This window comes from Erythrobacter sp. JK5, assembly GCF_018205975.1.
GTDB lineage: Bacteria > Pseudomonadota > Alphaproteobacteria > Sphingomonadales > Sphingomonadaceae > Erythrobacter.
Genome location: NZ_CP073577.1, coordinates 429,325 through 455,148, shown reverse-complemented (window position 1 = coordinate 455,148; position 25,824 = coordinate 429,325). Strand labels below are relative to the sequence as shown.

At 64.8% G+C, this 25,824-nt stretch carries 29 protein-coding genes; 14 read left to right on the top strand and 15 right to left on the bottom strand.

Annotated features, from left to right (window positions below; all coding sequences use genetic code 11):
- Positions 1 to 60 precede the first annotated feature (60 nt).
- The gene (mscL, locus tag KDC96_RS02065) at positions 61 to 483 is read right to left on the bottom strand and encodes a large conductance mechanosensitive channel protein MscL (RefSeq protein ID WP_212452306.1); all 423 of its coding nucleotides are present in this window, start codon (positions 481 to 483) and stop codon (positions 61 to 63) included.
- Between the two features lie 177 nt (positions 484 to 660).
- Between mscL and KDC96_RS02060 the strand changes: the two genes are divergently transcribed.
- The 8 genes from KDC96_RS02060 to KDC96_RS02025 are packed head-to-tail and all read left to right on the top strand — an operon-like array spanning position 661 to position 6,303.
- On the top strand, positions 661 to 1,263 hold the full coding sequence (locus KDC96_RS02060; protein ID WP_212450279.1) for a LemA family protein: 603 nt from the start codon (positions 661 to 663) through the stop codon (positions 1,261 to 1,263).
- Positions 1,264 to 1,268: 5 nt separating this feature from the next.
- Positions 1,269 to 1,781, top strand: coding sequence for a YgcG family protein (locus KDC96_RS02055; RefSeq protein WP_249171878.1), 513 nt, complete (start codon positions 1,269 to 1,271; stop codon positions 1,779 to 1,781).
- The gene (locus KDC96_RS02050; RefSeq protein ID WP_212450277.1) at positions 1,778 to 2,587 is read left to right on the top strand and encodes a YgcG family protein; all 810 of its coding nucleotides are present in this window, start codon (positions 1,778 to 1,780) and stop codon (positions 2,585 to 2,587) included. The genes KDC96_RS02055 and KDC96_RS02050 overlap by 4 nt, the downstream gene beginning before the upstream one ends.
- Positions 2,587 to 3,372 carry a YgcG family protein gene (locus tag KDC96_RS02045; protein WP_249171986.1) on the top strand — a complete coding sequence of 262 codons (786 nt, stop codon included), beginning with the start codon at positions 2,587 to 2,589 and terminating at the stop codon, positions 3,370 to 3,372. Before KDC96_RS02050 ends, KDC96_RS02045 begins: the two co-directional genes overlap by 1 nt.
- Complete coding sequence (locus tag KDC96_RS02040) at positions 3,372 to 4,235, top strand: YgcG family protein (protein WP_212450275.1); 864 nt, start codon at positions 3,372 to 3,374, stop codon at positions 4,233 to 4,235. The genes KDC96_RS02045 and KDC96_RS02040 overlap by 1 nt, the downstream gene beginning before the upstream one ends.
- Positions 4,236 to 4,249: 14 nt before the next feature.
- Positions 4,250 to 4,924, top strand: a complete 675-nt coding sequence (locus KDC96_RS02035) for a TPM domain-containing protein (protein ID WP_212450272.1) — start codon at positions 4,250 to 4,252, stop codon at positions 4,922 to 4,924.
- A 12-nt stretch (positions 4,925 to 4,936) separates the two neighbouring features.
- Positions 4,937 to 5,524: an NUDIX domain-containing protein gene (locus KDC96_RS02030; protein ID WP_212450270.1), complete on the top strand. Its 588-nt coding sequence runs from the start codon at positions 4,937 to 4,939 to the stop codon at positions 5,522 to 5,524.
- Positions 5,521 to 6,303, top strand: a complete 783-nt coding sequence (locus KDC96_RS02025; RefSeq protein ID WP_212450268.1) for an SDR family oxidoreductase — start codon at positions 5,521 to 5,523, stop codon at positions 6,301 to 6,303. The genes KDC96_RS02030 and KDC96_RS02025 overlap by 4 nt, the downstream gene beginning before the upstream one ends.
- Before the next feature lie 110 nt (positions 6,304 to 6,413).
- Here the strand turns inward: KDC96_RS02025 and KDC96_RS02020 are convergent, their stop codons facing one another.
- The 4 genes from KDC96_RS02020 to KDC96_RS02010 are packed head-to-tail and all read right to left on the bottom strand — an operon-like array spanning position 6,414 to position 7,065.
- Positions 6,414 to 6,629, bottom strand: coding sequence for a PspC domain-containing protein (locus tag KDC96_RS02020; RefSeq protein WP_212450266.1), 216 nt, complete (start codon positions 6,627 to 6,629; stop codon positions 6,414 to 6,416).
- Positions 6,626 to 6,760, bottom strand: coding sequence for a hypothetical protein (locus KDC96_RS16535; protein ID WP_256439027.1), 135 nt, complete (start codon positions 6,758 to 6,760; stop codon positions 6,626 to 6,628). Before KDC96_RS16535 ends, KDC96_RS02020 begins: the two co-directional genes overlap by 4 nt.
- A gap of 44 nt (positions 6,761 to 6,804) precedes the next feature.
- Complete coding sequence (locus KDC96_RS02015; protein WP_212450264.1) at positions 6,805 to 6,918, bottom strand: enoyl-CoA hydratase; 114 nt, start codon at positions 6,916 to 6,918, stop codon at positions 6,805 to 6,807.
- A 33-nt stretch (positions 6,919 to 6,951) separates the two neighbouring features.
- A complete protein-coding gene (locus KDC96_RS02010; protein WP_212450263.1) occupies positions 6,952 to 7,065 on the bottom strand; it encodes an enoyl-CoA hydratase in 114 nt (37 codons plus the stop codon).
- Positions 7,066 to 7,295: 230 nt separating this feature from the next.
- Between KDC96_RS02010 and recF the strand changes: the two genes are divergently transcribed.
- Positions 7,296 to 8,384 carry a DNA replication/repair protein RecF gene (recF, locus tag KDC96_RS02005; protein WP_212450261.1) on the top strand — a complete coding sequence of 363 codons (1,089 nt, stop codon included), beginning with the start codon at positions 7,296 to 7,298 and terminating at the stop codon, positions 8,382 to 8,384.
- A 27-nt stretch (positions 8,385 to 8,411) separates the two neighbouring features.
- Here the strand turns inward: recF and KDC96_RS02000 are convergent, their stop codons facing one another.
- The gene (locus KDC96_RS02000; RefSeq protein WP_212450259.1) at positions 8,412 to 9,149 is read right to left on the bottom strand and encodes an arylesterase; all 738 of its coding nucleotides are present in this window, start codon (positions 9,147 to 9,149) and stop codon (positions 8,412 to 8,414) included.
- 59 nt (positions 9,150 to 9,208) lie between these two features.
- Between KDC96_RS02000 and KDC96_RS01995 the strand changes: the two genes are divergently transcribed.
- Positions 9,209 to 9,916 carry an ABC transporter ATP-binding protein gene (locus tag KDC96_RS01995; protein WP_212450257.1) on the top strand — a complete coding sequence of 236 codons (708 nt, stop codon included), beginning with the start codon at positions 9,209 to 9,211 and terminating at the stop codon, positions 9,914 to 9,916.
- A complete protein-coding gene (locus tag KDC96_RS01990) occupies positions 9,913 to 12,447 on the top strand; it encodes an ABC transporter permease (RefSeq protein WP_212450255.1) in 2,535 nt (844 codons plus the stop codon). Before KDC96_RS01995 ends, KDC96_RS01990 begins: the two co-directional genes overlap by 4 nt.
- A 7-nt stretch (positions 12,448 to 12,454) precedes the next feature.
- Here KDC96_RS01990 and KDC96_RS01985 read toward each other — a convergent pair whose 3' ends face one another.
- Together KDC96_RS01985 and KDC96_RS01980 are read right to left on the bottom strand one after the other, a co-directional pair.
- A complete protein-coding gene (locus tag KDC96_RS01985) occupies positions 12,455 to 12,940 on the bottom strand; it encodes a DUF805 domain-containing protein (protein ID WP_212450253.1) in 486 nt (161 codons plus the stop codon).
- A 120-nt stretch (positions 12,941 to 13,060) separates the two neighbouring features.
- Positions 13,061 to 15,646 carry a TonB-dependent receptor gene (locus KDC96_RS01980; protein ID WP_212450251.1) on the bottom strand — a complete coding sequence of 862 codons (2,586 nt, stop codon included), beginning with the start codon at positions 15,644 to 15,646 and terminating at the stop codon, positions 13,061 to 13,063.
- Between the two features lie 388 nt (positions 15,647 to 16,034).
- On the opposite strand from KDC96_RS01980, the gene typA reads away from it, so the two are divergent.
- Positions 16,035 to 17,876 (top strand): translational GTPase TypA, encoded by a 1,842-nt coding sequence (typA, locus tag KDC96_RS01975; RefSeq protein WP_212450249.1) that lies wholly within the window; start codon positions 16,035 to 16,037, stop codon positions 17,874 to 17,876.
- A gap of 3 nt (positions 17,877 to 17,879) precedes the next feature.
- On the opposite strand, the gene KDC96_RS01970 is transcribed toward typA, so the two are convergent.
- Complete coding sequence (locus tag KDC96_RS01970) at positions 17,880 to 18,305, bottom strand: hypothetical protein (protein ID WP_212450247.1); 426 nt, start codon at positions 18,303 to 18,305, stop codon at positions 17,880 to 17,882.
- 101 nt (positions 18,306 to 18,406) lie between these two features.
- Positions 18,407 to 19,183, bottom strand: coding sequence for an SDR family NAD(P)-dependent oxidoreductase (locus tag KDC96_RS01965; RefSeq protein WP_212450245.1), 777 nt, complete (start codon positions 19,181 to 19,183; stop codon positions 18,407 to 18,409).
- Between the two features lie 408 nt (positions 19,184 to 19,591).
- On the opposite strand from KDC96_RS01965, the gene KDC96_RS01960 reads away from it, so the two are divergent.
- Together KDC96_RS01960 and KDC96_RS01955 are read left to right on the top strand one after the other, a co-directional pair.
- The gene (locus KDC96_RS01960; RefSeq protein WP_212450243.1) at positions 19,592 to 19,981 is read left to right on the top strand and encodes a VOC family protein; all 390 of its coding nucleotides are present in this window, start codon (positions 19,592 to 19,594) and stop codon (positions 19,979 to 19,981) included.
- A 114-nt stretch (positions 19,982 to 20,095) separates the two neighbouring features.
- A complete protein-coding gene (locus KDC96_RS01955) occupies positions 20,096 to 20,824 on the top strand; it encodes an extensin family protein (RefSeq protein ID WP_212450240.1) in 729 nt (242 codons plus the stop codon).
- A gap of 89 nt (positions 20,825 to 20,913) precedes the next feature.
- Here the strand turns inward: KDC96_RS01955 and KDC96_RS01950 are convergent, their stop codons facing one another.
- From KDC96_RS01950 to KDC96_RS01930, 5 genes are all read right to left on the bottom strand, one after another.
- Positions 20,914 to 21,546, bottom strand: coding sequence for a response regulator transcription factor (locus KDC96_RS01950; protein WP_212450238.1), 633 nt, complete (start codon positions 21,544 to 21,546; stop codon positions 20,914 to 20,916).
- 174 nt (positions 21,547 to 21,720) lie between these two features.
- Positions 21,721 to 22,470 (bottom strand): proteasome-type protease, encoded by a 750-nt coding sequence (locus KDC96_RS01945; RefSeq protein WP_212450236.1) that lies wholly within the window; start codon positions 22,468 to 22,470, stop codon positions 21,721 to 21,723.
- Between the two features lie 60 nt (positions 22,471 to 22,530).
- Positions 22,531 to 23,364, bottom strand: coding sequence for a transglutaminase family protein (locus KDC96_RS01940; RefSeq protein WP_212450234.1), 834 nt, complete (start codon positions 23,362 to 23,364; stop codon positions 22,531 to 22,533).
- A 10-nt stretch (positions 23,365 to 23,374) separates the two neighbouring features.
- Positions 23,375 to 24,319, bottom strand: a complete 945-nt coding sequence (locus KDC96_RS01935; protein ID WP_212450232.1) for an alpha-E domain-containing protein — start codon at positions 24,317 to 24,319, stop codon at positions 23,375 to 23,377.
- Positions 24,320 to 24,335: 16 nt separating this feature from the next.
- A complete protein-coding gene (locus tag KDC96_RS01930; protein ID WP_212452288.1) occupies positions 24,336 to 25,745 on the bottom strand; it encodes a circularly permuted type 2 ATP-grasp protein in 1,410 nt (469 codons plus the stop codon).
- Positions 25,746 to 25,824: the final 79 nt, after the last annotated feature.

Sequence of the window (25,824 nt, the reverse complement as noted above, 5' to 3'; positions counted from 1 at the left end):
TCCGCTCTGCAACGGACACAAGGCAAGCCGGGTTCCCCCCATTCGGAGCGCGCTGCGCGCCTACTTCTTGAGCGAATCGCGGATTTCGGTGAGCAGTTCGATCTCGGTCGGACCGGCCGGCGCGTCGTCTTCCTTCGGATCTTCGAAGCGCGCCTGCACCTTGTTGGCATAGCGGACGAGCAGGAAGATGATGAAAGCCAGGATCAGGAAATTGATCACGGTCGAGATGAACGCGCCCCAGGCAATGACGTTGGCGCCCGCTGCGCGCGCCGCTTCGAGGCTCATCCCGTCGGCCACTTCGCCGCTGAGCACGATGTACTTGTCGCTGAAATCAACCTCGCCGAAAACCGCGCCGACGATCGGCATGATCAGGTCGTCGGTCATCGATCCGACGATCGTAGCGAATGCGCCCGCGATGATCACCGCGACGGCCAGTTCCATGACGTTGCCCTTGGCAATGAATTCCTTGAATTCGGTCAGCATACTCATTCCTCCTGCTCCCGGATTTCCCGCTGTTCTCGCAGCGTTAGGAGAAAAAACCAACCGTCCGCGCACACCCTGTGGACTTCTTGAAACGGGCCTGCGGTGTGCTATATCGGCAATACAGGAACTGTGCGCGCCGCGCGATCCGCGACGGGCGCGTTTTTTGGAGGGATTTCGATGAACCTTAAGACGATCGCCCGTGGATTCGTTGCCGCGGCCGCCGCGCTTACACTCGCTGCCTGCGGGATCAACAGCGTTCCCGCCGCCGAGGAAGAGGCCAAGGCCAAGTGGGCCGACGTCGAGGCGCAGTTTCAGCGCCGTGCCAATCTGATCCCCAACCTCGCCGAAATCGTGCAGGGCGCGGCCGAGAACGAGCAGACGATCCTGCGCGAAGTGACCGAGGCGCGCGCCCGCGCGACCGCCGTCAACGTCACCGCGAACGATCTCGACAATCCCGAAAAGATGGCCGAATTCGCCGCCGCGCAGTCACAGATGAGCGCCGGAATCGGACGGCTGCTGGCGAGTTTCGAAGCCTATCCGAACATCCAGTCGAACCAGAACTATCTCGCGTTCCAGAGCCAGTTCGAAGGCACGGAGAACCGCATCGCGGTCGCGATCCGCGATTACAACGAGGCGGTGCGCAAGTATAACACCACGATCCGCACCTTCCCCGACACGATCGGCGCGAACATTATCCACGGGGCCGAGCCACTGGTGCCCTACACCGCGACAACTGAAGGTGCCGAGGCTGCTCCGCAGCTCGACATGACCTCGAACTGAGGTCGGTGCTGCGGCTCTTCCTGATCGGCTGCGCCGCGCTCCTCGCAGCAGGATGCGCGGCGGAAGCCGATGACTCGGCGATCGCGCCCGCCCTCGAATTGACGGGGCGCGTGGTCGACGCGGCGAGCATTCTCTCGCCCGCTTTCGAAGCCGAGACCACTGCCGTTCTCGAACAGCTGGAGAGCGATACCGGCGTGCAGTTGGTGGTCGCCACGACACCCGATCTCCAGGGTTACGAGATCAATGACTACTCTCTAAACCTCGCGAGAAGCTGGGGTCTTGGCAGCAAGGAGCGCGATGACGGCCTCTTGATCTTGGTGGCGCCAAACGAACGGAAGGTTCGGATCGAAGTCGGCAGGGGGCTGGAAGCGTCGGTGAAAGATGAGGAGGCTGCCTCTATTATTCAGGACGGTATTCTTCCCCACTTCCGCGAAGGTGACTTCGAAGCGGGTCTGCGGGCCGGCGTTGACGGACTCATGAAGGAAGTCACTCCCTACGAATTGAAAGAAGCGGCATGAGGCGATTGCTCATCCTTGTTGCCATGCTCGCTTCGCTGCTGGCGCTCCCCCTTGCCGCGCAGCCCGAGTTTCCCGAGTTGACCGGGCGCGTGGTCGACAATGCCGATATTCTCTCGCCCGAAACCGAAGCGCAGCTGACGACCCAGCTCGAAGCATTCGAAGCCCAGTCTCAGCGGCAGTTGGTCGTCGTAACCCTGCCCACGTTGCAGGGCACCGATATCGCCGATTATGGCTACCAGCTGGGGCGCGAATGGGGCCTCGGCGATGCGGAGCGCAACGATGGCGCGCTGTTGATCGTGGCGCCGAACGAACGCGAGGTGCGGATCGAGGTCGGCTACGGGCTCGAAGGGATCCTGACCGACGCCTATTCGAAGATCATTATCGAGCAGGACATCGTTCCCCGTTTCCGCGAAGGCGATATGGAAGGTGGCATCGTCGCGGGGACCACTGCGATCGCCAATCACCTGCTGCTGCCCGAAGCAGAGGCGATCCAGCTGATGACCCGGCAGGCCACTGAAGCATCCGGCAACAGCGGCGAGCCGGTGTGGGTTCTGCCGCTGCTGATCGTGGTCCCGCTGCTTATCATATTGGTTCCTGTCGTTATCGGCACGTCCGGATCGACCGGTCGCACACGCTACAGCGGCATCAGTCCGGGCGGATCGAAGGTGTCGACCTATTCCTCTTCCGAATCATCCTGGAGCCCGTCCAGCAGCGGTTTTTCGAGCAGCAGCAGTAGCAGTAGCAGCAGCAGTTTCTCGGGTGGCGGCGGATCGTTCGGCGGCGGCGGTGCGAGCGGAAGCTGGTGATGCGGATCATCCTGTTCGCCAGCCCCCTGCTGCTGTTTGCGATGGCTTCCCCAGCGGCCGCGCAGGATTTCCCTGCGCTCACCGGCCGTGTGGTCGATGCCGCGGAAATCCTCCCGGCCGACGCCGAAGACCGGCTGACCGCGCAACTCGAAACGCTCGAAACCCAGACGCAGGCGCAATTCGTCATTGCCACCGTGCCGACCCTCGAAGGCTACGCGATCGAGGATTACGGGTACCGGCTGGGCCGCGAATGGGCGATCGGCGACGCGGAGCGCAACGACGGTGTGATCCTGCTGGTCGCTCCGGTTGAGCGCGAGGTCCGGATCGAGGTCGGTTACGGGCTCGAAGGCGTGCTCACCGACGCGCTGAGCAAGATCATCATCGAAAACGACATTCTCCCCGAATTTCGCCGCGGAGAATATGCAAGCGGGATCGAGGCGGGAGCGCAGGCGATCGTCATCCAGCTCGGCCTGCCGGAAGAGGAAGCACTCGCCCGCGCCCGCGCCGCTAGCGAGCAGAGCGAACTCGAGCCCTCCCAGATCGTGTTCATCGTGGTGATGTTCGTGCTGGTCACGCTGTTCCCGATCCTGTTCTTCCTCGTGCCGTTCGTCATCTTCCTTGTTTTCTTTCCCAGGCGGTACAAGAAATGGAAGAAGGAGGGCGGCAAGGGATCGATCTTCGTAGGAGGCTCGTCGCGCTCCTATGGCGGCTTTTCGAGCGGCGGCAGCAGCTTTTCGGGCGGCGGCGGATCGTTCGGCGGCGGCGGCGCGAGTGGGAGTTGGTGATGCGGAGAGTGCTCAGGCTGATGGCGCTGGTGGCGCTGGCGCTGGCCGCCCCGCTCGCCGCGCAGCCGGAATTTCCCGAGCTGACCGGGCGTGTCGTCGACAATGCCGATATCATCTCCCCCGAAATCGAGGCGCAGCTGACCGCGAAGCTCGAAGCACTCGAAACCCAGACCCAGCGCCAGCTGGTGATCGCCACCGTGCCCGACCTGCAGGGCTACGACATTGCCGATTACGGCTACCAGCTCGGGCGCGAATGGGCGCTGGGCGATGCGGAGCGCAACGATGGCGCCCTGCTGCTGGTCGCCCCGACCGAGCGCAAGGTGCGGATTGAGGTCGGATACGGTCTCGAAGGTTACCTCACGGATGCGCTCTCCGCGCTGATCATCCAGAACCAGATCCTGCCGCGATTCCGCAACGAGGATATGCCCGGCGGCATCGTCGCTGGTGCCGATGCGATCATCGCGCAGCTGCAATTGCCGCCCGACGAGGCCGCGCGGATCGCGCAGCAGGCTGCCGCGCAGCGCCAGAGCGCCAGCGAGGACGGCGGCCTTCCCGTCGGCGGGCTGATCTGGCTCGGCTTCATCTTTTTCTTCTTCCTCCTCCCGATCCTGCGCGCCCGCGGACGGCGGCGGAGATATCGCGCGCGCGGCAAGGGCCCGTGGGGCAAGCGCCGCGACGACGATGATGACGACGACCACGATGGCTGGGGCCGCACGGCCGGCGACGTCATCCTGTGGGAAGTCGGCAGCGCGATCGCGCGCGGCGCATTTTCCGGCGGCGGATCGGGCGGCGGCGGCTTTGGCGGCGGCTTCTCGGGCGGCGGCGGATCGTTCGGCGGCGGCGGCGCGTCGGGCGGCTGGTAGAAACGGGGTACGGCATGAAATATCTGACAGCAGACCAACACAAGATCGTCTCCGACGCGGTCGCCGGGGCCGAGCACGAAACCTCGGGCGAAATCCTGACCGTGCTTGCCGACCGTTCGGACGGCTACAGCGATATCGTGCAGCTGTGGGCGGCGGCGCTGGCCTTTACCGCGATGAGCGCGTTTGCGCTGTTCCCGCAGCCGTTCATGAATGTCTGGGATGGATTCTATGGCGGCTGGAGCCACGAATGGACCACCGGCGAGCTGGCGAGCATGACGATCGCGCTGGGTCTCATCACCTATGCGCTCGCCTCGCTGATATTCCTGTGGGATCCACTCCGGTTCTTGGTGGTCCCCGCCCCGATCAAGACCGCGCGCGTGCACGATCAGGCGATCAAGCATTTCAAGGTTGGCGCGGAACGCCGCACCCACGGCCGCACCGGCGTGCTGATCTACCTGTCGATGAAGGAGCACCGCGCCGAGATCGTCGCCGACGAGCCGATCGCGGCCAAGGTCGATCCCGAGGTGTGGGGCGAAGCGATGGCGGACATGCTGGTCGAGATCAAGGACGGCAAGATCGCCGAAGGCATGGCCGCCGGAGTACGCGACGTCGGCTTCGTTCTCGCGCAGCATTTCCCACGCGGCGCCGAGGATCAGAACGAGCTTCCCGATCGGCTGATCGAGGTCTAAGCCGCACGCGACATGAATCGCGACAACCCGGAATTCGTCAAGGACCCCGACGCCGACCAGCCCGAAGAGCTGATGTGGCAGGGCAGGTTCATCACCGCGAAGAAGCGCGGGCGGTGGGAATATGTCGGCCGCTCGCGCGGGATCCGCGCCGCGGCGATCATCGCGATCGACGAGGACCCGGACGGCTCGCGGCACGTTCTGCTGGTCGGCCAGTATCGGGTTCCGCTCGGCTGCTTTTGCCTCGAGATACCGGCCGGGCTGGTCGGGGATCAGGCGGGCAGCGAAGATGAGCCGGCGATCGAGGCCGCCGCGCGCGAGCTCGAGGAAGAAACCGGCTACCGCGCGGGCAGGATCGACATGCTCGGCGAATACTATTCCTCGCCCGGCATGGTTTCCGAATGCTTCACGTTGTTGCGCGCGACACAGCTCGAGCGGGTCGGCGAAGGCGGCGGGACCGAGGGCGAGAACATCACCGTGCACCGCGTCGCGCTGGCCGATCTCGAACGCTTCGTTGCCGATTGGCGCGCGGCGGGGCACGGTGTCGACGTGCGGATCGCGATGCTGTTGACGCCGGGATTTCTGGGAAAGGGTTTGACATGACGAAACGCTGCGAAGGCAAACTGGCACTGGTCACCGGCGGCGCGCAGGGATTGGGGCGCGCGCATTGCATCCGGCTGGCGCAGGAAGGCGCGCGGGTGCTCGCCACCGACATCAACGGCGAAGGCGCAGCGGAAACGGCGGCAATCGTCAACGCCGAGATGGGCGAAGGCACGGCCCATGCGATCGCGCATGACGTGACCGATCCCGCCCAGTGGGAGGCCGCGATCGATGCCGCGCGCGAGAAGCTCGGCGGACTCAACGTACTCGTCAACAATGCCGGAATCGGGGTCGCGGGCAATATCGAGACCTGCACGTTCGATGACTGGCAGCGTTGTTTCGACATCAACGTCAATTCGATCTTTCACGGCTGCCAGAAGGCGCTGCCGCTGATGCGCGAGCATGCGCCGGGTTCGATCATCAACATCAGCTCGATCGCGGGCCTGATCGCGAGCGACACGATGCCGGCCTACAACTCGTCCAAGGCCGCTGTGTGGATGCTGTCGAAATCGATCGCACTGCACTGCGCCAAGCAGAACATGCAGATCCGCTGCAATTCGGTCCACCCGACCTTCGTCGACACCCCGATCCTGGACGGCACCGCCAAGGCGCATGCGCTCGACAAGGATGTGCTTCTGGAAAAGCTGGCGCGGCAGATCCCGCTCAGGTTCGTCGGCGAGCCGAACGATATCGCCAATGCGGTGGTCTATCTGGCGAGCGACGAAAGTCGTTTCATGACCGGGGCCGAGATCAAGCTCGATGGCGGCATTTCGGCGATGTAGGAATCAAGAGAGGGGCCGCGTGGGCCCCTCCCGGTTTGGTTCAGATCGGTGCGTAGCGGCCAAAAACTGTCAGACCGAAACCGGGATCCGCTTTTTCGTTAGCTACGCACTCAGTCGGCGATCAGCGCGATCGCGAGGTAGACGATGGCGACGGTGCCGAAGCTGACCAGCGCGCCGATCACGAAGCCGAGGCGAACCAGCATCGGATCGATATTGGCGTAGCTGGCGATCCCGCCGCACACACCGGCAAGCTTGGCGTTGGTCTTGTCGAGCCGGAAGCCCTTCGACGGGGGGGTACCGTCCGATTTGCGAGTGACGTTGTTCATGCGAGGACTCCCATCATCAGCGGAGCGTTGGGCGTGGCCGGGACGATCGCGGTCGCCATGGCCAGTGCGGTAACGACCAGAGCCGATGCCGCGGCTAGCAGGCGATTGGCAAGGTCGGACGAGATGAACATTGTGCTATTCCTTCCGTGTGTCGTGATTGTGGTCGATGGGCGATTTATGCCATCAGGCCGGGGCTGGCCGGGATGATCGCGTAGGCAAAGAAGACTGCCGAAACGATCAGCGAGAAGGCGGCCGAAGCAAATCGAATTCCAGTGTTGGTACCGAACATGGTGAGGGTCCTTTCGGGTGAAGCCGTGCCGGATCAGGCAACGAGCGTGGGAGTGGCGGGGACGATCGCGTAAGCGAAGAAAGCGGCCGACAGGATCACGGAAAACGCGGCGGCGGCGAGGCGGGTCGAAACGGTGGTGGCAGTCATTTGAGGTCTCCTTCGAGTGTTTTTCGGTTCCTTGGGGATGTTCCCGTTGGATGCTGAACACATTGCAGGAGGTGTGCCAAACTCAAAAAACGGCAGAATTCTGCGGTTTCGACTCGCAGGGTAGCTGAACTGCTCGTTCATCAATCCGAAAGGTTGGGAAATTTCCCCACGTCTTGGGATCGGCCTTTTTGGTGGCCTTGCGTGAGCCGCATGCTAACCCGCGCTCTCCCATGGCGCTGACCAAGATCACCCTTCAGAATTTTCGCAACCACGCCGCGAGCGAGCTGTCGGATTCGGCGCAGTTCAACCTGCTGGTGGGTGAAAACGGCGCGGGGAAAACCAATGTGCTCGAGGCGATCTCGCTGCTCAGCCCGGGGCGCGGCCTCAGGCGCGCGCAGCTCGCCGATCTCGCCTTGCGCAAGACCCCTGATGCCGAACCGGGTGTCTTCGCGATCGGTGCGAGCCTGGTCGAACAGGGGCAGACCTCCGCCCGGCTCGGCACCTTCACCGAGCCCGAGCGCCCCACCCGCCGAATGGTGCGCATCAACGGGGCGGAGGCAACCGCCTCGGCGCTCAGCGAATGGCTCGCGATATCGTGGCTGACCCCTTCGATGGACGGGCTGTTCACCGACAGCGCAGGCGCGCGGCGGCGCTTCGTCGACCGGATGGCGCTGGCAATCGAACCGGGTCACGCCAAGCATGTGACCAGCCTCGAGGCCGCGCTGCGCGAACGCAATAAGCTGCTCGAGACCGGCGGCGATGCGCGCTGGCTCGACGCGATCGAGGCACAGGCCGCGCAGCACGGCGCCGTCGTCTCGGCCCACCGTTCGCGGCTGATCGCCTTGCTGGCGGACGAGCTTTCCGCGCTGCCCCCGGAACCTTTCGCGCGCCCGATCCTGAGCTATCGCCCCGGCGGTCCGACCGATGTCGCCGAGCTGCTCGCCAGCCTCGCGCGGGAGCGCCGGCGCGACCGCGCAGCGGGGCGCGCGCTTTCCGGACCTCATCGCGACGAGCTCGACGTGGTTATGGCCGTTTCAGGCCATGCCGCCGCCACGTGTTCGACCGGCGAGCAGAAAGCTATGCTGATCGCGATCACGCTGGCCCATGGCGTACTCGCCGCCTCGGGGCGGCCGAGCGTGCTGCTGCTCGACGAGGTCGCCGCGCATCTCGATCCGGGCCGCCGCTCCGAACTGTTTCGCCGCCTGCGCATCGGAAGGGCGCAGGTGTGGATGACAGGTACCGAACTGGCCCCGTTCGCCGAGATCGAGGCGGAGGCGGCGGTGTGGCGGGTGTCGAACGGAGAACTCGAACGTTTGTGAGCGCCCGCGAACGCAGCAAATCGCGGATTATCCTTCGTCTTCCGGCAGCGCGTTTTTCACCTCGTCCAGCGTCGAGGCGACCAGCTTTTCGATCCCCTCGGCGGTCGGGTGGATGCGATCGGACTGGAACAGGCTCGGGTCGCGGTAGATGTCCTCTAGCCAGAACGGGATCAGCGCCACATCGTAATCGCGCGCCAGATCGCCATACAGCGCATCGAACTGCGCCTGGAACTCGCCGCCGTAGTTGGCCGGCGCGCGCATGCCCATCAGCAGCACCGGGATTTCGCGCCGCTTCAGGTCGTCGAGCATCGCTTCGAAATTGGCGCGGGTTTCCGCCGGAGAAAGTCCGCGCAGCAGATCGTTGCCGCCAAGTTCCAGGATGAACAGATCGGGTTTCACGTCCTGCGCATCGAGCGTGAAGGCGAGCCGCTGGCGGCCCGCCGCGCTGGTATCGCCCGACACGCCGGCGTCGACCACGCGCGCATTGATGCCGCCCGCCCGCAGCGCCGCTTCGAGCCGTTCGGGGTATCCTTCCTCCTCGGCAAGGCGGTATCCTGCGAACAGGCTGTCTCCGAAGGCGATGATCCGCCGTTCCGGCCCCATCACCGGGATTTCGGGCAGGTCGCCCCCGCCGTCCGCCGACGCCGCGGATTCGGCGGGAACCGCGGGCGCATCCGCCGCATTGTCACTACACGCCGCCAAGCCCATTGCCGCGAGTGCGCCGAGCGCCAGACCCAGAGTTTTCGACCAAGCGCGATCCTGCATCTATCGACCTTCCGGTTGGGTATCTTGTTGAGCGCCCACCCCTATGCCATCTGGAACCAGTGACAAAGCCTCTCCCCGCCATTTCCGCCCGTAATCTCACTCTGACGCTCGGCAGCGCCGTCGCGCCGGTCGATATCCTGCGTGGAATCGATATCGATATCGAACAGGGCGAAGTGGTCGCGCTGCTCGGGCCGTCGGGTTCGGGCAAGAGCTCGCTGATGGCGGTGCTGTCCGGCCTAGAACGCGCCAGCGGCGGCACCCTGACCGTCGCCGGGCAGGATTTCGCCGGGATGAGCGAAGACGGGCTGGCGGCAGCGCGCCGGGGACGGATCGGGATCGTGCTGCAGGCCTTCCACCTGCTGCCGACCATGACCGCGGCCGAAAATGTCGCGACCCCGATGGAACTCGCGGGCGCGGACGACGCCTCGCCGCGCGCGGTCGCCGAACTCGAGGCGGTGGGACTGGGCCATCGCACCGGGCATTACCCGACCCAGCTTTCGGGTGGCGAGCAACAGCGCGTCGCCATCGCCCGCGCCACGGCCCCGCGCCCGCAGCTGATCTTCGCCGACGAACCAACCGGCAATCTCGACGTCGCGACCGGAGAGGAAATTATCGAACTGCTGTTTGCGCGCCGAGCCGAGACCGGGGCGACGCTGCTGGTCATCACCCATGACCGCCACCTCGCCGAACGCTGCGAGCGGGTGCTGACAATGGCCGACGGGGTGATCGTTTCCGATACGAGGGCGATCGCGCAGGCCGCCGAATGAGCGACGCAACCGGCCTGTCCTGGGGCGCGGCATGGAAGATCGCGCGGCGCGATCTCAACGCGCGGTTTCGCGGGCTGCGCCTGCTGCTGGTGTGCATCTTCCTCGGCACAGCGGCGCTTGCGGCGATCGGCACGCTGACCGCCGCGATCGAGCGCGAGCTCGCCGCGAGCGGGCAGGAATTGCTCGGTGGCGATCTCGAAATCGAGGTGTGGCAGCGCGACCTTTCGGCGGAGGAACAGGCTGCGCTCGGCGAATACGGCGTGATCTCGGGCGGGTATCGCCTGCAGGCCATGGCTTCCGCAACGGACGCGGCCGCTCCGGTGGAGCTAAAGGCGGTCGACGACAAATGGCCGCTGTACGGCACGCTCGACCTCAGCGAAGGGCGCGCCACCGGAGCGCCGAACGGGACCGACGCCTGGCTCGCGCAGGGTGCGATCGACCGGCTGGGGATCGCGGTTGGCGACACATTCAGCGTCGGCACCGTCACGCTCACGGCGGCCGGGATCATCGCCAACGAGCCCGATCGCCTGTCGGAAGGATTCCAGCTCGGCCCGACGGTGATCGTCGCCAAGGATATTCCAATGAAAGCCGGGCTGATCCAGCCCGGATCGCTCTACCAGAGCAAGTACCGCGTCGCCTTCGAGAATCCGGGCCAGGACCCCGAAGCGATAGAGGAAGCGTTGACCGAGGCGTTCCCCAATGCCGGGTTCGATTTCCGCAACCGCGACCGCGCATCGCCCGGCGCGGACCGGTTCGTCCGGCAGATGAGCGATTTCCTGACGCTGGTGGGCCTTGCGGCGCTGGTGATCGCCGGGATCGGGATAGCCGGAGGAGTGTCTTCGTATCTCGACGCGCGACGCAACGGGATCGCGACGCTCAAGGTGCTGGGTGCGTCCTCGCGCGATATCGTGCGCATCTACGCGCTGCAGATCGCGGTCGCCGCCGCAGTGGGCAGTGCTGCCGGGCTTGCGGTCGGGATCCTCGTCACCCCGCTGCTTGGGGCCGCGCTCGAAGGGTTGCTGCCGGTCGAAAGCGGGTTTGTGATCGAGCCAGCGCCGCTGCTGCTCGCGGGGGCTTACGGCCTGCTGGTCGCTTTCGCCTTTGCCGCCGCTCCCCTGCTGCGCGCGCGCAGTTTTCCGGCGATGGCGCTGATGCGATCGCGGGTGGTGCCGCTGGCGCGCGACCGGCGCGCGATCCTCGCCACCGCCGCGGGGATTGCGGCGATCTGCGCGCTGGCTCTGATCACCACCGATCAGCCGCAGCTTTCGGCCGGGTTCCTCGCCGGGGCAGGCGGCGCACTGATCGTGCTCGCCGGGCTCGGCTTGGTGATGCGCACCATTGCGCGCCGCATCCCGCGCCCGTCGAACCCGTTGCTGCGCAGCGCACTTTCGAACATCCACCGGCCCGGAGCGCCGACCGGGGCGCTGGTGACGGCGCTCGGATTCGGGCTCGCCGCCTTCGTTCTGCTGGCCGCGATCCAGAGCGCGATCGACGGCAATATCCAGAGCCGCGTGCCGCAGGAAGCGCCCGACTATTTCGTGCTCGACATCCCGCGCGACGGCCAGGACCGGTTTGCCGGTCTGATCGCCGAACGCTTCCCCGAGGCGTCGGTCCGCGCGGTCCCGACCATGCGCGGCGCGGTGCTTGCCTACGGCCCGCAAGGCGACATGATCCGCGTCGCCGATCTTGAGGAAATCCCCGACGGAGCCTGGGCGCTGCGCGGCGAGCGCGGGCTGACCTATTCGGACACGCTTCCACCCGGCAACAGTCTGACCGACGGCGAATGGTGGGACTCCGGGACTGACGACGCGTTCGTTTCGATCGACGCGGATTTCGCCGAAGCGGCTGGGATCGAGGTCGGCAATATGCTGACGGTCGGTATCCTCGGGGTCGAACGGACCGCGCGGGTCGCGAACCTGCGCACGATCGACTGGGAAAGCATGGGTTTCAATTACGCGCTGGTGTTCTCCGAAGCCGCGATTGCGGACGCACCGCACAATCTCGCCGCGACGGTCGACCTGCCCGATGATGCCGACTCCGCCTTGCGCGGAGAATTGCTGCGCGCACTGGTGCGCGACTTCCCGTCGAGTTCCGTGATCGAGGTCGGCGAAGTGCTGCGCGAGGCACGCACGATCCTGGAGCAGGTCGGCCTCGCCACGCTGTCCGCCGCCGCCGTGGCGGTGCTGGCCGGGCTGGCGGTGCTGATGGGCGCGATCGCCGCCGCCCGTGCGGCGCGGATGTATGATACCGTGGTGCTGCGCGTGCTCGGCGCGAGCCGGCGGCAGATCCTCGCGATGCAGCTGGCAGAATACGGGCTGATCGCGCTCGCGCTCGCACTGGTTGCGCTCGCGCTTGGATCGGCGCTGGGCTGGGTAATCATCACCCAGCTGTTCGAATTCGACTGGCTGCCCGACTGGGGCGAAGTGTTCGCGGTGCTCGGCCTCGGCCTCGTCATGGTGCTCGCCTTCGCGCTGGGCGGGTCGCTGCCGCTGTTGCGTGCGAAACCCGCCCAGGCGTTAAGGGAGCTCTAGGAGGCGATCAGGCGAACACCTCTTCGTCGTACGGATCCTTGGGATCCGGCCCGAAGCGGTTGGGTCCGGCGGTGCCCGGCAAGAACATGATCACCAACAGCGCGATGCTGGCGATGATGCCGATCAACGGGATCAGGCTCATGACAATGAAGCCGAGATACCACCAGCCCGACATGTCGCGATCGTGGAACCGGCGCACCGTCACCGCGATCGACGGGATCAGCGCGGCGAGCGCATAGAGCCCATAAAGGCCGATGAAGATCATCGACAACGGACTGTCCGCGATCGAGCTTTCGAACCCGCCCGACGCTGCAAAGCCGCCGTCCCCGGCGTAATAATCCGATTCGGTCGTGGCGGGGGCGAGCGCAATCGCCGGCCCGACCGTGACTGCGGCAACGATCAGGTTGAGTACCTGGAACATCCAGAATTCCATCCGGCGCGAACGCCCCTGGAAGTCGGCGTAGCGTTTGAACGGCAGTATCATCCAGTGCATGTCGGTATCCCCCTCCGATTGATGTCGGGGCAAAGGACCATATCTTTCGGGCCGACACAATGAAAAAGGCCCCGCCGTTTCCGGCGAGGCCTCTTTGTTTCGGATCGGGACGAACCCGGATCAGAACCGGAAGCGCACGACACCGCCGTAGGTGCGTGGTGCGTTCGGGTAACCCGAAACCGTGCCGGCCTGGGCGACACCGTCGAACACGGTGGTGATGAATTCGTCATTGAGCAGGTTGCGCGCCCAGATGCCGACTTCGAGGCCGTTGTCGAGCTTCAGCGTCGACGACGCGTTCACCAGGTTCACTTCGCGGGTGAAGTTGTTCGGGCCGAAAGTCGGCAGGCCGTTGTTGATCAGCGTGTCGCTCTCGTGGTTGTAGTCGATGCGGGTGACCAGACGGTTGCCCGATGCACCGAATTCGTGGGTGTAGGTCGCCGATGTTGCAATCGCGATCTCGGGGATACCCGCCGGGGTTACCCCGGTAAGGTCGCCCAGCACGCTGCCCGGGAAGCTGTCGAACAGCGGATCGAGATACGTCATCGCGAAGGTCAGCACGAGGCCATCGGTCGGGATGATCGTGCTGTCGAGTTCGAAACCTTTGACCGACTGCTTACCCGCGTTGCGCAGGGCGAAACCGGTGCCGGTGAAGGCGAAGCTCTGGAAGCCTTCGATCGACTGGTCGAACGCGGCGATATTGACGCTCACACCGTCGAACTGCGCCTTGATACCGACTTCGTAGACTTCGGTTTCTTCGGGACCGGCAAAGCGCGAGCCCGAAGCGAGGTTCGGCAGCGCGAGACCGGCATCGACGATCGGCGAAGACGGTGCCGCGAAGGTCGAACCCAGCGGACCGGCGAGGAAATCGGTGTTGATCGGACGGCTGTCGCGCGAGAGGTTGACCGAGCTTGCCTTGAAGCCGGTCGCGTAGCTCGCATAGACGTTCACCTCGGGCGAGATCTCGTAAGAGGCCCGGAACAGGTACGTGAACTTGTCGTCGTTGGTCGAACCCGGTTCGACCGCGTTCGGGATGTTCAGGAACGGTGGCTGGAACTGGAACCCACGCAGACCCAGCAGCGGGTTCACGTTGGGGTTGGTTGCCGCAGCCAGCAGACCCGCCTGATTGGCAGCCGGCAGTGCCTGGAACGCCGCACGATTGGTTACGGTCCCGCCCGTCGCCTGCACGATAAAGGCATCGACGAAGTTGACCTGTGCCAGCGGATCGAAGCTTTGCTGCGACAGCGCGAAATCCTTGCTGTCGTCGGTGTAGTTGAACCCGCCGGTGAAGATCAGGCCATCGACCGGCTCGAAATCGACCGTGCCGAACACCGACCAGGCGGTGTTGTCCATGCCGTAGACCTCGTTGGTCAACAGCGGCGTGTTGAAAATGCTTTCCTGCGGGAAGCCAAAACTTGCTTCGAGCTGGTTGAACAGCGTCGGCTGACCGGTGAGGACGGCGACGGGGTTCTGGCCTGCCAGGATCTCGAAGAAGTTGCGGATCTGGCTGCCGTTCTGGATCGCGCTTTGCTGCGCAATCGACTCGTCGAAGTAGAAACCGCCGAGCAGGAAGTTGACCGGGCCATCGAAATCGGTGGTCAGGCGCAGTTCCTGGGTGAAGGATTCGACCTGCTGGGCGCGGGTTTCGGTCGCGATGTCCGCGCTGGTGAAGTCGATATCGGTAAGGAAGAAGTTCTCCAGCTCGCGATACGAAGTGATCGAAGTGAGCTGCACCGTATCGGTCGCGTTCCAGTCCATCTGGATCGAACCGCCGTAGTTCTTGACGGTGTTGCGCGGAACGAAGTTCAGGAACACGTCGCGCGAGAAGAAGTCGTTCGACGGAGGCAACTGGCCGCCCACGGCGACGATACCCGCCGCCGTCGGACCGGCGACGACGTTGCCGACGGTGCAGCAGACTTCGTCGATTTCCGAATAGTCGACGATAGCACGGACCTTGAAGTCCGGGCTGGGCTCGATCAGCAGCTGACCACGGGCCGACCAGCGATCGCGATCGTTGATGTCCTTGCCCAGGTTGACGATTTCGCCAAAGCCGTCGCGGCGGTTGTAGCTGCCGTCGAGCGAGAAGGCGATGTTCTCGCTAATCGGGCCGGTGACGTCGCCCTTGATCACCAGGGCATTGTAATTGCCGTAGCTGGCTTCGATCGTGCCGCCGAAATCGAACTGCGGTTCACGCGTGACGACCGAGATGACGCCGGCGGACGCGTTCTTGCCGAACAGCGTCGATTGCGGACCGTTCAGCACTTCGATGCGTTGCACATTCGGAAGGTCGGACAGCGCGCCGGCCGACCGCGAACGGAACACGCCATCGATGAAGACGCCGACCGAAGGCTCGATCCCGAAGTTGTTGTCACCGTTACCGAAACCGCGAATGATGAAGGTCGATGCCGAAGCGGTCTGCAACTGGCTGACGCGGAGCGACGGGGTGACCGTCTGCAGATCGAGCACGTCGCGGATCTGCGCATCCTCGAGCGTCTCGCCGCTCGTGACCGAAACCGAGATCGGGGTTTCCTGAAGCGTCTGTTCGCGCTTCGAGGCGGTGACGATGATCACGTTGCCTTCGTCGGGTGCTTCAAGCTCCTCTTCGTCCTGCGCGAAGGCGACGGTGGGCAGCGTGAAAGCGACGGCGGCAGCCCCTGCAAGCAGGGTGAATCGGCGCGATCCGGCAGGGCCGGTGGAAATCGAACGCATGGAAGCTCCTCTCCTCAAATCCCTCTAACCGGAACCGCCCGAACAGGCTGCATCCCCAGATGCACGAAGCCCCGGTTGATTGGCACTTCTGATAGGCGAGTGTTGCACAAGCGACAAGCTGCAAACCCGCAGAACCGCTGGCGAATCCGGCATTGTTGCAAGGGCGTAACAGTTGCAATTTGCAATGTTGCAACGCGGCATATTCGCAACTTAGCTTGCCGTAGCGACACCACTGCGCTAACCGCGCGCCGATGCTGCATCGCAGCACGAGCCGGTGTCGCGCCGAAATGGCTAGCGGCACCTATCACGAGCCATTTCGCGGCGTCTTCACGGCGCCGAAACTTCCCCTTTCGGGCACCGCACCGCCCGGCCAATGAAAGCCCGCCCGATGTCTTCCCCCTCGTCCCTCCGCAATGTCGCGATCATCGCTCACGTCGATCACGGCAAGACCACGCTGGTCGACCAGTTGTTCCGCCAGTCGGGCACGTTTCGCGACAACCAGCGGATCGAGGAGCGGGCGATGGATTCGGGCGATCTCGAAAAGGAGCGCGGGATCACCATCCTGGCCAAGTGCACCAGCGTCGAATGGGAAGGCCCGGACGGCGAGGTCACCCGCATCAACATCGTCGACACGCCCGGCCACGCCGATTTCGGCGCCGAAGTCGAACGCATCCTGTCGATGGTCGACGGGGTCATCCTGCTGGTCGACAGCGCCGAAGGGGCGATGCCGCAGACCAAGTTCGTCACCGGCAAGGCGCTTGCGCTGGGCCTGCGGCCAATCGTCGTCGTGAACAAGATCGACCGTCCGGATGGCCGCCCGCAGGAAGTGCTCGACGAGGTGTTCGACCTGTTCGCCAGCCTCGATGCGAACGACGAACAGCTCGATTTCCCCTCGCTCTGGGCTTCGGGACGCGACGGCTATGCCTCGGACGACGAGACTGCGCGCGAAGGCACGCTGGCACCGCTGTTCCAGCTGATCTGCGACCACGTGCCCCCGCCCGGGCTCGACACCACCGGCAAGTTCAGCTTCCTCGCCACCCTGCTCGATCGCGACAATTTCATGGGCCGCGTGCTCACCGGCCGGGTGCAGTCGGGCACGGTCCGGGTCAACGATCCGATCCACGCGATCGACATGGACGGCAAGGTCGTCGAAACCGGGCGCGCGACCAAGCTGATGAGTTTCGACGGGCTCGAACGCGTGCCGGTCGAAAGCGCGCAGGCGGGCGACATCATCGCGCTCGCGGGCCTCGAAAAGGCGACCGTCGCCAACACCATCTGCGATCCTGCGGTCACCACCCCGATCGAAGCGCAGCCGATCGACCCGCCGACGCTGGCGATGCGCTTTGCGGTCAACGACAGCCCGCTCGCGGGCCGCGAAGGCGACAAGGTCACCAGCCGCATGATCCGCGATCGCCTGCTGCGCGAGGCCGAAACCAACGTCGCGATCCGCGTGACCGAAGCCGCCGACAAGGACAGCTTCGAAGTCGCCGGGCGCGGCGAACTGCAGCTCGGCGTGCTGATCGAAACAATGCGCCGCGAAGGCTTCGAGCTCGGCATCAGCCGCCCCAAGGTGCTGTTCCGCGAAGAAAACGGCCAGCGCCTCGAGCCTTACGAAACCGTCGTCATCGACGTCGACGACGAACATTCGGGCACGGTCGTCGAGAAGATGCAGCGCCGCAAGGCCGACCTCACCGAAATGCGCCCCTCGGGCGTGGGCAAGACCCGCATCACCTTCTCCGCCCCCTCGCGCGGGCTGATCGGCTATCACGGCGAATTCCTGTCCGACACGCGCGGCACCGGGATCATGAACCGGCTGTTCGAGAAATACGGTCCCTACAAGGGCGCGATCGAAGGCCGGATCAACGGCGTGCTGATCTCCAACGGCGATGGCGATGCGGTCGCCTATGCGCTCAACATGCTGGAGGAACGCGGCGAGCTGTTCATCGCTCCGCAGATGAAGGTCTATGAAGGCATGGTGATCGGCGAGAACGCCAAGCCCGAAGACCTCGAAGTCAATCCGATGAAGGCGAAGCAGCTCTCCAACGTCCGTTCGACCGGCAAGGACGACGCGATCCGCCTCACCCCGCCGCGCCGCATGAGCCTCGAACAGTCGATCGCCTATATCGACGACGACGAGATGGTCGAGGTGACCCCGCAATCGATCCGCCTGCGCAAGGCGCTGCTGTGCCCGCACGAGCGCAAGCGCGCAAAGCGGGCGAGGGAGAATTGAGCCTTACGGGCAGCGCACCCAGGTCATCCGTTCGTTCCTGTCGTAGCGATAGCGCAGCCGATCCTCTCCCTCCAACGCCATGTAGAACACATAGCGGCCCGTCTGGTCGGCATAGGTTTCTTCGGCATCGACCGCCGCATAGTCGCCATCGACACGCACGCCGAGCACATCGGCCGCACTTTCGAAGAACTGGATCCGGTCGGCCGACACGGTGAAGCGACCATGGGCCCTGATGTCGCAGGCGGCAGTCGTTTCGGCATAGGTGCCGTGGAAGCGTGCCGGGATGGTATCCTGCCTCTCTCCTGACGCTGCCGCCGCTTCCGAAGCATCGGCGGGCGTATCGCCGTTCGAGGCTGCGCCGGAAGTACTCGCTCCGTCGGGCTCGGCGGATGCAATCGGCTCGGACACATCGGCTTGCGTGGCGTCCATACCGGCACGCGAGTGCGCCTTAGGTTCCGTATTGCACGACGCCAGCGCGATTGCGCCAAAGCCTAGGATTGTGGGAATTCGCATTGGCCGTCCCCTCGAACCTATTGCATGAAATTCGCCTGACCGTTCGAGGCGCTCGTACCGCCATCAACCGGCAGGTTCACCCCGGTGATGAAGCTCGCATCCTCGCTCGCGAGGAAGGCGGCGGCCGCGGCGATGTCCTCGGGCTCGCCCACGCGCTTGATCGCCATCCGGTTCATGATCATCCGCATCGCCGCTTCGCTTTCGGTCAGGCCCTCGACCATGTCCGAGCGGGTGACCGACGGGTTGATGGCGTTGACCCGCACGTTCTTGGGCCCGAGCTGCAACGCCAGCCCGCGCGTGAGATTGGTCACCGCGCCTTTCGACGCGTTGTAGAGCGGCAGCGTCGAATCCCCGCCGATGCCGGATACGCTGGAGATGTTGATGATCGACCCGTGCGTCTTCATCAGTTCCGGAATGGCCGCGCGCGACAGGTAGATCACCCCCTTCACATTGATATCGATCACCCGGTCGATCTGGACATCGGACATTTTGTGCAGCAGGCCCTGGTCGGCGACCCCGGCATTGTTGACAAGGCAATCGAGCCCGCCGAACCGCTCGACCGTCTTGCTCACGATCTCGTCGGCGAAGGCCGATTGGCTTACGTCGCCCGCAACCACCAGCGTCCGCTCCGCATCGAGCGTCGCCGCCACGCCCGCGCACTTCTCCGCGTTGCGGGCATTGATGACGACATTGGCCCCCTCATCATGAAACCGCCGTGCGATCCCCTCGCCAATGCCGGTCGAGGAGCCGGTGACGATGACGGTCTTGCCGGTGAAACGGGAGAGGTTGGTCATGGAAGGGGCCTTCGTGCGGGAGGGATGTTGGCGGGGTATTAGGTTATCTGGAAGGAGGCCGAAAGGTGATCCCCCCAAAAACCGTCATCCGCCCTGCGCGCGAATGACGAAAAAGAACAATGTGCAGCTTTGCCGTTTCCGCTCGGCGCGGGGCGGTGCATCCCGGTTCGTCATGCCGCCCGCCTTCGCCTGTGGCGCCGTTCCCGTCCGGTCCGGTGATCGCCCGGAACGATCGATCGCGCCCGGTTTGGTCGCTTGAGCCTAGCGTCTGGACCGCGTTCCATGCGTTCCATCCCTTAGGGGGCGTGCGGCGGGAGGCCGGGCGGCGGCACCGCGCCCTTCCCTGCGCGGCCCGGATGGTCCACATTCGGCCGCGGGACGCTCACGACACACAGGGAGACGATCGCAATGAGCAAGCAGACAGGACCACGGATCACCGGGTTGGGCGGCGTGTTTTACGTCGCCGCCGATCCCGAGGCGACGCGCGCCTGGTATCGCGACATGCTGGGGGTCGACGGGACCTATGGCCCGCAGTTCGCGTGGGCCGACGATCCGATGCAGAACCCCTATTCGTTGGTCAGCCACTTTGCCGACGATCAGTACATCAAGCCGGGCAAGGGTGGCTTCATGATCAACCTGAGGGTTGTCGATCTCGATGGCTTCTGCGCCGGGCTGGAGGCGAAGGGGGTGAAGGTGCTCGACACCGCCGACGAAGGCTACGGCAAGTTCGCCTGGATCCTCGATCCCAACGGAGTGAAGATCGAACTGTGGGAGCAGGTGGCCGACGAACTGCCCTGACGCGGTCCGCTCGCCGGGATCGCGGCACGGGCCGCCGCGCGGGCGCTTTCGCGGGGCATGGCGGGCGCGGACGTTACCGGTCCGTTAACCATTTCCGGGCAAGAGTCCTTAACCATGACATTCACCGCGACCCCCAAGGCGATACCCCTGCTGGCGAGCGCGCTCGCGCTGGCCGGCTGCGGGAGCCTCATCCCGGCCTCGAACGGCGGCCCGGCGGCGGGCCAAGCGGCCGGATCGACCAGCGCGTCTTCGCGCCCGCCCGCCCGCGTCGCCTCGACCCCGCAGCGGGTCTCGAACCGCGCGGGCGACGTCACCTGCTTCGCCGAGCTTAACGCCGCCGGCGCCAGCTTCGATGCGCTGCCCGATGCCTATTCCGCGCCGGGGTGCAGCACGCTCGGCACAGTGCAGCTGTCGGCACTGGCCGGCGATGCGTCGCGCTTCGGGATCAGCAATATCGGCCCGGTCACCTGCCGCGCCGCGACGACCTTCAACGGATGGCTGCGGTTCGGGGTCGATCGCGCCGCGCGCGAAATCCTCGGCAGCCCGCTCGCCCGGGTCGAAACCATGGGCAGCTATGCCTGCCGCAATGTCGCGGGCAGCGAACGCCGCTCCGCCCATGCGCGCGCGGAAGCGATCGACGTCTCGGCCTTCGTGCTGGAGAACGGTCGCCGGATTGCGCTGGCCGAAGATTGGGACAACGGCAGCGCGGCGGAACGCGAGTTCCTGCGCGTGGTGCACAGGAGCGCGTGCAAGCGCTTCGGCACGGTGCTGGGCCCCGAATACAACGCGGCGCACCGCGATCACTTCCATCTCGAAGAATCGAGCGGGCAGTTCTGCCGCTGACCCCCGCTGCCGCGATGCGGCCCCGCCGCCAGGCAGAGGACAAGAGGGGGCGAGAGCGGCGAGGCCGACCGGGGTGCCGGGCGTGCGGATCAGGCCCGCTGCCGGGGCGCCTCGGGTTCGTCGAGCCCGGCTTCTAGTTTCAGCCGCACCGCTTCGGCGGCGTGGCGCGCGCCAAGCTTGGTCATCATGTTGGCACGGTGAATCTCGACGGTGCGTGGGCTGATCTCGAGCTCGCGCGCGATCACCTTGTTGCTGCTGCCCTGCGCCAGCCAGTCCAGCACCTCGCGCTCGCGCTGCGACAGGCTGGAGATGCGGTCGCGTGCCTCGATCATGCGGCGGCGCGCCTGGCCGAACAGCTCCGCTTCCTTGGCGATGCGGGTGAGGCAGCGCCCGAACCGTTCGGGATCGAGCGGCAGCGAGAGGTAGTCGAGCGCTCCGGCCTTGATCGCCTCGACGATCCGGGTCGGCCGGGGCTGGATATCGACCGCGATCAGCGGCAGCCAGATGCCGAGCCGGCTGAGCCGTTCGAGGATCGTCGCGACCCCGCCCTGTTCAACCGTGTCGCGCGCCACGATGATCCCCTCGCGCGGCGGGTGGACCGAGAGTTCGGACAGGTCGCCGTAGACTTCGGCGTGGTGGCCCAGCGCGAACCCGACCCGCGCGAGCTCGGCGCGCTGGCGGCTGGATGAGTCGATGAAGTGGAGCGTGGCTTTTCGTGACATGGTTACCGCATTGCGCGAGATGCGGCACCGGTTCACGCGAGACCTTCGCCATTCCGGAGCAATGAACGGTTAACTTATATCTAAGATTTTGATATCACGAAGCAATCAACACTCCGAAACGAACGCGAATCCGCTATCCTACGTACGGGTTTACCCGGTTCGGTTCGTCGCAGCTCAGGTGTCGGTCGTCTCGAGACTGTAGCTCGGCAGCGACAGGAACGCCTGTCGCAAGGCGTTGCCCCAGCCCGACGAAATCGCGTCGAAATAGGGGTCGTCCTGTGCGACCCGGTGTTGGTGCGTGGGCTCGAAACCGTCCTTTTCGATGACCAGCAAATCGAGCGGAAGCCCGACCGACAGATTGGCCTTGAGGGTTGAATCGAACGACACCATCAGCAGCTTGACCGCGTCTTCGAAGCTCATGCCGCGTTCGTAACCGCGGATGATGATCGGGCGACCATACTTGGTCTCGCCGATCTGGAAGAACGGCGTGTCCCAGCTCGCCTCGATGAAATTGCCTTCAGGGTAGATCATGAACAGGCGCGGCTGCATTCCGGCGATCTGGCCGGCGAGGATGATCGACGCGGTAAAGCGGCTCTTCCCGCGGTCGCCGTTGGCGCTTTGGACTTCTTCGATCGTTTCGCGCAGCAACCGGCCGATCTCGGTTGCGACGTTGAACATCGTCTGCCCCTTTATCAGCGTGTTGTCGCGCTCGTCGGGTTCCTTGGTGCGCTCCTCGAGCTTGCCCACCACCGCCTGGGTGGTCGCCAGATTGCCGGCGGTCATGATCGCGATCATGCGCTCCCCCGGCACCTGCCAGTGGAACATCTTGCGAAACACCGAAATGTTGTCGACACCCGAATTGGTACGGGTGTCGCTCATCAGCACCAGGCCCTTGTCGAGCACCATGCCAACGCAATAGGTCATGCGGATTCCTTCGAAGTTGTCGGTCGCGCGGCTAGCCTATCCCGGACAGCGGCGATACTCTTATTGCTGCTGCTGTTCCTGGACGTGGTGCTGCTGTTCGACCGCAACATCGACCCGGAGATGCTGCGCCGGAGTGCCGAAACTGATCCCGGTCACCGGGGCGGCATCGCGATAGTCGCGGCCGGTTGCGACGCGGACATAGCGGGGATCGGGGCTGATCCCGTTGGAAATGTCGAACCCGACCCAGCCGAGCCCGTCGATATGCGCCTCGGCCCAGGCATGGCTGGCCTCCTGGTCGATCCGGTCGTTCATCATCAGGTAGCCGCTGACATAGCGCGCCGGAATTCCCGACGCGCGGGCGAGGCCGATGAAAATATGCGCGTGGTCCTGGCACACGCCGGATCCGTGTGCGGCGGCTTCCTCGGCGGTGGTCCCTGCCCCGGTCTGCCCGGTGCTGTAACTGACCCGGTCGAGAATCCGCCCCGACAGCGCATGGAGGAAATCGAGCTTCGCCCCGTCTTCGGGAAGCGGAAGGTCGCGCAGCAATCCGCGCAGCTTCGGCCCCGGCCTGGTCAGCTTGGTCTGACCGAGAAAGCTCCACAGCGGCAGGTGGCCCGAATGTCGCCCCATCACCCCGGCGCTGTCCTGAGTCTCGACCGTGCCGTGGCAGGTCACGACGACTTCGCTGGCGCCGGAGTCGACCGCGATCAGAGTGACGGTGTTGAAATGCTGATCGTCGTATTCGAGCTCGGGATGCGCGTTTTCGTATTCCATTTCCCAGTTCACGATCCGCTGCCCCTGAGTTTCCTTAGGCGTCAGCCGGAGCCGCTGCAGCGCGTGGAACACCGGATCGGCGAACGAATAATGGGTGGTATGGCGGATCGCCAGTCTCATGGGCAAAGTCTCATGCGAGGAAACGGTAGTCTTCGGCGATGGCCTGCGCGATCGCGCCATTGCGATACATGAAATCGACCAGGAATTCATGCAGCCCCTGTTCGAATATGCCATCGACGGTGATTTCGGCGATCTGCATGTCGGCTTCGCGCATCAGTTCGTTGCACCTGCCTTCGGCTCCATGCACCCGCGCGAGCGCGGCGAGGTTTTCGCGCAAGGCGCTGCGGCAAAACGCAAGGCTGCGCGGAAAACGATCGTCGAGGACCAGGAATTCGACGATCCCGCGGGCGTCGATCTGCCCCGCGTTGAGCCAGGTGTAGGCGCGCGCGCCCGCAACCGATCGCAGCACCTGATCCCACTGTCCGGTGTCGAGGCTGGAGCCGACATAGGACAGCGAAGGCAGCAGCAGATAATACTTCAAGTCGAGGATGCGCGCGGTGCTTTCGGCACGTTCGACAAAGGTCCCCGCGCGGGCGAAGTGATATGCTTCGTTGCGGAGCATCGTGCCGAGCAAGGCGCCGTGCACCTGCGTCCCCGCGCGGCGGACGCGACGCACCACTTCGCCGACCGTGCCCTGCCCGACCGGTTTGGCCAGCATCGTGTCGAGCTTCATCCAGTTTTCGTTGACCGCTTCCCACACCTCGCTCGAGATGTTCGCCCGGGCGGTGCGGGCATTGGTCCGCACTTCCTTGAACATCTCGCGGATATTGGCCGGGTTCGATTTCTCGCGCAGCACGAAGTTCCAGACCGACTGGGCCTCGTAACGATCGTGCGCCGCCTCGTAGAGCGATTGCTGACCCGAGGTCGCGATGACCGAACGCCATTCCTCTTCGGAGGTCACCAGATCGCGCGTCAACGCCATGCGCAGCCCGGCTTCGAGCAGGCGCGCGGTGTTCTCGGCCCGCTCCATATAGCGGAACATCCAGAACAATCCGTTGGCGGTGCGGCCTAGCATGATGAGTTCCCGCGCATCAGTCCTTGAGCACCCACGTATCCTTGGTGCCGCCGCCCTGCGACGAATTGACCACCAGTGAACCTTCCTTGAGCGCCACCCGCGTCAGTCCTCCGGGGGTGATATCGATCCCGTCGGGCGAGACCAGCACGAAGGGGCGCAGATCGACATGGCGCGGCGCGAGCCCTTTCTTGGTGTAGATCGGGCAGGTCGAAAGCGAGAGCGTCGGCTGCGCGATGTAATTGTCCGGGTTGGCTTCGAGCTTGGCCCGGAATTCCTTGATCTCGCGCTTCGAAGCGGTCGGGCCGATCAGCATTCCGTATCCGCCCGATCCGTGCACTTCCTTGACCACCAGTTCTTCCAGATTGTCGAGCACGTAGGCGCGGCTGTCTTCATCGGCGCAGCGCCAGGTCTCGACATTGGGCAGCAGCGGCTTTTCGCCGGTGTAGAATTCGACGATCTCGGGCATGAAGCTGTAGATCGCCTTGTCGTCGCATATCCCGGTGCCGGGCGCGTTGGCGATCGTGATCCGCCCGGCGCGATAGACGTCCATGATCCCGGGTACGCCCAGCAGGCTGTTCGGATCGAAGGTGAGCGGATCGAGATATTCGTCGTCGACCCGGCGATAGAGCACATCGACCGGCGTGTATCCGCTGGTGGTGCGCATCTGCACCCGCCCGTCGACCACCCGCAGATCGCTGCCCTCGACCAGCTCCGCACCCATCTGGTCGGCGAGAAAAGCGTGCTCGAAATAGGCGGAATTGTAGATCCCCGGCGTCAGCACCGCGACCGCAGGCTTGCCGCCGTTGCTGTCCGAACAGTCAGGCGGGGCGCAGGCTGCCAGCGAGCGGGCGAGCCGGCGCGGATAGTCCGACACGGTCTCGACCGCGATCCGGCTGAACAGGTCCGGGAACATCGCCATCATCGTTTCGCGGTTCTCGAGCATGTACGAGACACCCGACGGAGTGCGGGCATTGTCTTCCAGCACGAAGAATTCATCAGGCCCGGTGCGGACAAGGTCGATCCCGACGATATGGGTGTAGATTCCGCCCGGCGGGGTGAAGCCGACCATGTGCGGCAGCCATGCGGCGTTGTGATGGAACAGCCGTTCGGGAATGCGCCCGGCGCGGATGATCTCCTGCCGGTGATACAGATCGTAAAGGAAGCTGTTGAGCGCTCGTACGCGCTGTTCGATCCCGCGGGTCAGCCGCCGCCATTCCGCTGCGGTAATGATCCGGGGGACCATGTCGAACGGGATCAGCCGCTCTTCGGCCTCGTCCTCGCCGTAGACATTGAAAGTGATCCCGGTGCGGCGAAAGTTCTCGTCCGCTTCCAGATCCTTGCGCCGTAGCAGGCCCTTGTCCTGTTCGTCGTACCAGCCGCAATAGTCGGCATAGCCGGGCCGGGTCGCACCGTCCGGCTCGAACATCTCGTTGAATATGTCGGATTGTCCTGCCACGTGGGCGACCGCTGATCCCTGTTGTCTGGAAATGGAGAAGAAGGTGCAG

What these genes read in the sequence shown, in the direction of transcription:
- KDC96_RS02030 (WP_212450270.1), top strand. Translation starts at nt 4,937, where the DNA reads ATGAATCGCGACAACCCGGAATTCGTCAAGGACCCCGACGCCGACCAG.
- KDC96_RS01980 (WP_212450251.1), bottom strand. Translation starts at nt 15,646, where the DNA reads ATGCGTTCGATTTCCACCGGCCCTGCCGGATCGCGCCGATTCACCCTG.
- KDC96_RS16535 (WP_256439027.1), bottom strand. Translation starts at nt 6,760, where the DNA reads ATGTTCATCTCGTCCGACCTTGCCAATCGCCTGCTAGCCGCGGCATCG.
- KDC96_RS02060 (WP_212450279.1), top strand. Translation starts at nt 661, where the DNA reads ATGAACCTTAAGACGATCGCCCGTGGATTCGTTGCCGCGGCCGCCGCG.
- KDC96_RS01970 (WP_212450247.1), bottom strand. Translation starts at nt 18,305, where the DNA reads ATGGACGCCACGCAAGCCGATGTGTCCGAGCCGATTGCATCCGCCGAG.
- recF (WP_212450261.1), top strand. Translation starts at nt 7,296, where the DNA reads ATGGCGCTGACCAAGATCACCCTTCAGAATTTTCGCAACCACGCCGCG.
- KDC96_RS01935 (WP_212450232.1), bottom strand. Translation starts at nt 24,319, where the DNA reads ATGCTAGGCCGCACCGCCAACGGATTGTTCTGGATGTTCCGCTATATG.
- KDC96_RS01930 (WP_212452288.1), bottom strand. Translation starts at nt 25,745, where the DNA reads ATGTTCGAGCCGGACGGTGCGACCCGGCCCGGCTATGCCGACTATTGC.
- KDC96_RS01950 (WP_212450238.1), bottom strand. Translation starts at nt 21,546, where the DNA reads ATGTCACGAAAAGCCACGCTCCACTTCATCGACTCATCCAGCCGCCAG.
- typA (WP_212450249.1), top strand. Translation starts at nt 16,035, where the DNA reads ATGTCTTCCCCCTCGTCCCTCCGCAATGTCGCGATCATCGCTCACGTC.
- KDC96_RS02010 (WP_212450263.1), bottom strand. Translation starts at nt 7,065, where the DNA reads ATGACTGCCACCACCGTTTCGACCCGCCTCGCCGCCGCCGCGTTTTCC.
- KDC96_RS01985 (WP_212450253.1), bottom strand. Translation starts at nt 12,940, where the DNA reads ATGCACTGGATGATACTGCCGTTCAAACGCTACGCCGACTTCCAGGGG.
- KDC96_RS02040 (WP_212450275.1), top strand. Translation starts at nt 3,372, where the DNA reads ATGCGGAGAGTGCTCAGGCTGATGGCGCTGGTGGCGCTGGCGCTGGCC.
- mscL (WP_212452306.1), bottom strand. Translation starts at nt 483, where the DNA reads ATGCTGACCGAATTCAAGGAATTCATTGCCAAGGGCAACGTCATGGAA.
- KDC96_RS01990 (WP_212450255.1), top strand. Translation starts at nt 9,913, where the DNA reads ATGAGCGACGCAACCGGCCTGTCCTGGGGCGCGGCATGGAAGATCGCG.
- KDC96_RS02050 (WP_212450277.1), top strand. Translation starts at nt 1,778, where the DNA reads ATGAGGCGATTGCTCATCCTTGTTGCCATGCTCGCTTCGCTGCTGGCG.
- KDC96_RS01940 (WP_212450234.1), bottom strand. Translation starts at nt 23,364, where the DNA reads ATGAGACTGGCGATCCGCCATACCACCCATTATTCGTTCGCCGATCCG.
- KDC96_RS02045 (WP_249171986.1), top strand. Translation starts at nt 2,587, where the DNA reads ATGCGGATCATCCTGTTCGCCAGCCCCCTGCTGCTGTTTGCGATGGCT.
- KDC96_RS01965 (WP_212450245.1), bottom strand. Translation starts at nt 19,183, where the DNA reads ATGACCAACCTCTCCCGTTTCACCGGCAAGACCGTCATCGTCACCGGC.
- KDC96_RS02020 (WP_212450266.1), bottom strand. Translation starts at nt 6,629, where the DNA reads ATGAACAACGTCACTCGCAAATCGGACGGTACCCCCCCGTCGAAGGGC.
- KDC96_RS02035 (WP_212450272.1), top strand. Translation starts at nt 4,250, where the DNA reads ATGAAATATCTGACAGCAGACCAACACAAGATCGTCTCCGACGCGGTC.
- KDC96_RS02025 (WP_212450268.1), top strand. Translation starts at nt 5,521, where the DNA reads ATGACGAAACGCTGCGAAGGCAAACTGGCACTGGTCACCGGCGGCGCG.
- KDC96_RS02000 (WP_212450259.1), bottom strand. Translation starts at nt 9,149, where the DNA reads ATGCAGGATCGCGCTTGGTCGAAAACTCTGGGTCTGGCGCTCGGCGCA.
- KDC96_RS01945 (WP_212450236.1), bottom strand. Translation starts at nt 22,470, where the DNA reads ATGACCTATTGCGTTGGCATGGTGCTCGACAAGGGCCTGGTGCTGATG.
- KDC96_RS02015 (WP_212450264.1), bottom strand. Translation starts at nt 6,918, where the DNA reads ATGTTCGGTACCAACACTGGAATTCGATTTGCTTCGGCCGCCTTCTCG.
- KDC96_RS01955 (WP_212450240.1), top strand. Translation starts at nt 20,096, where the DNA reads ATGACATTCACCGCGACCCCCAAGGCGATACCCCTGCTGGCGAGCGCG.
- KDC96_RS01960 (WP_212450243.1), top strand. Translation starts at nt 19,592, where the DNA reads ATGAGCAAGCAGACAGGACCACGGATCACCGGGTTGGGCGGCGTGTTT.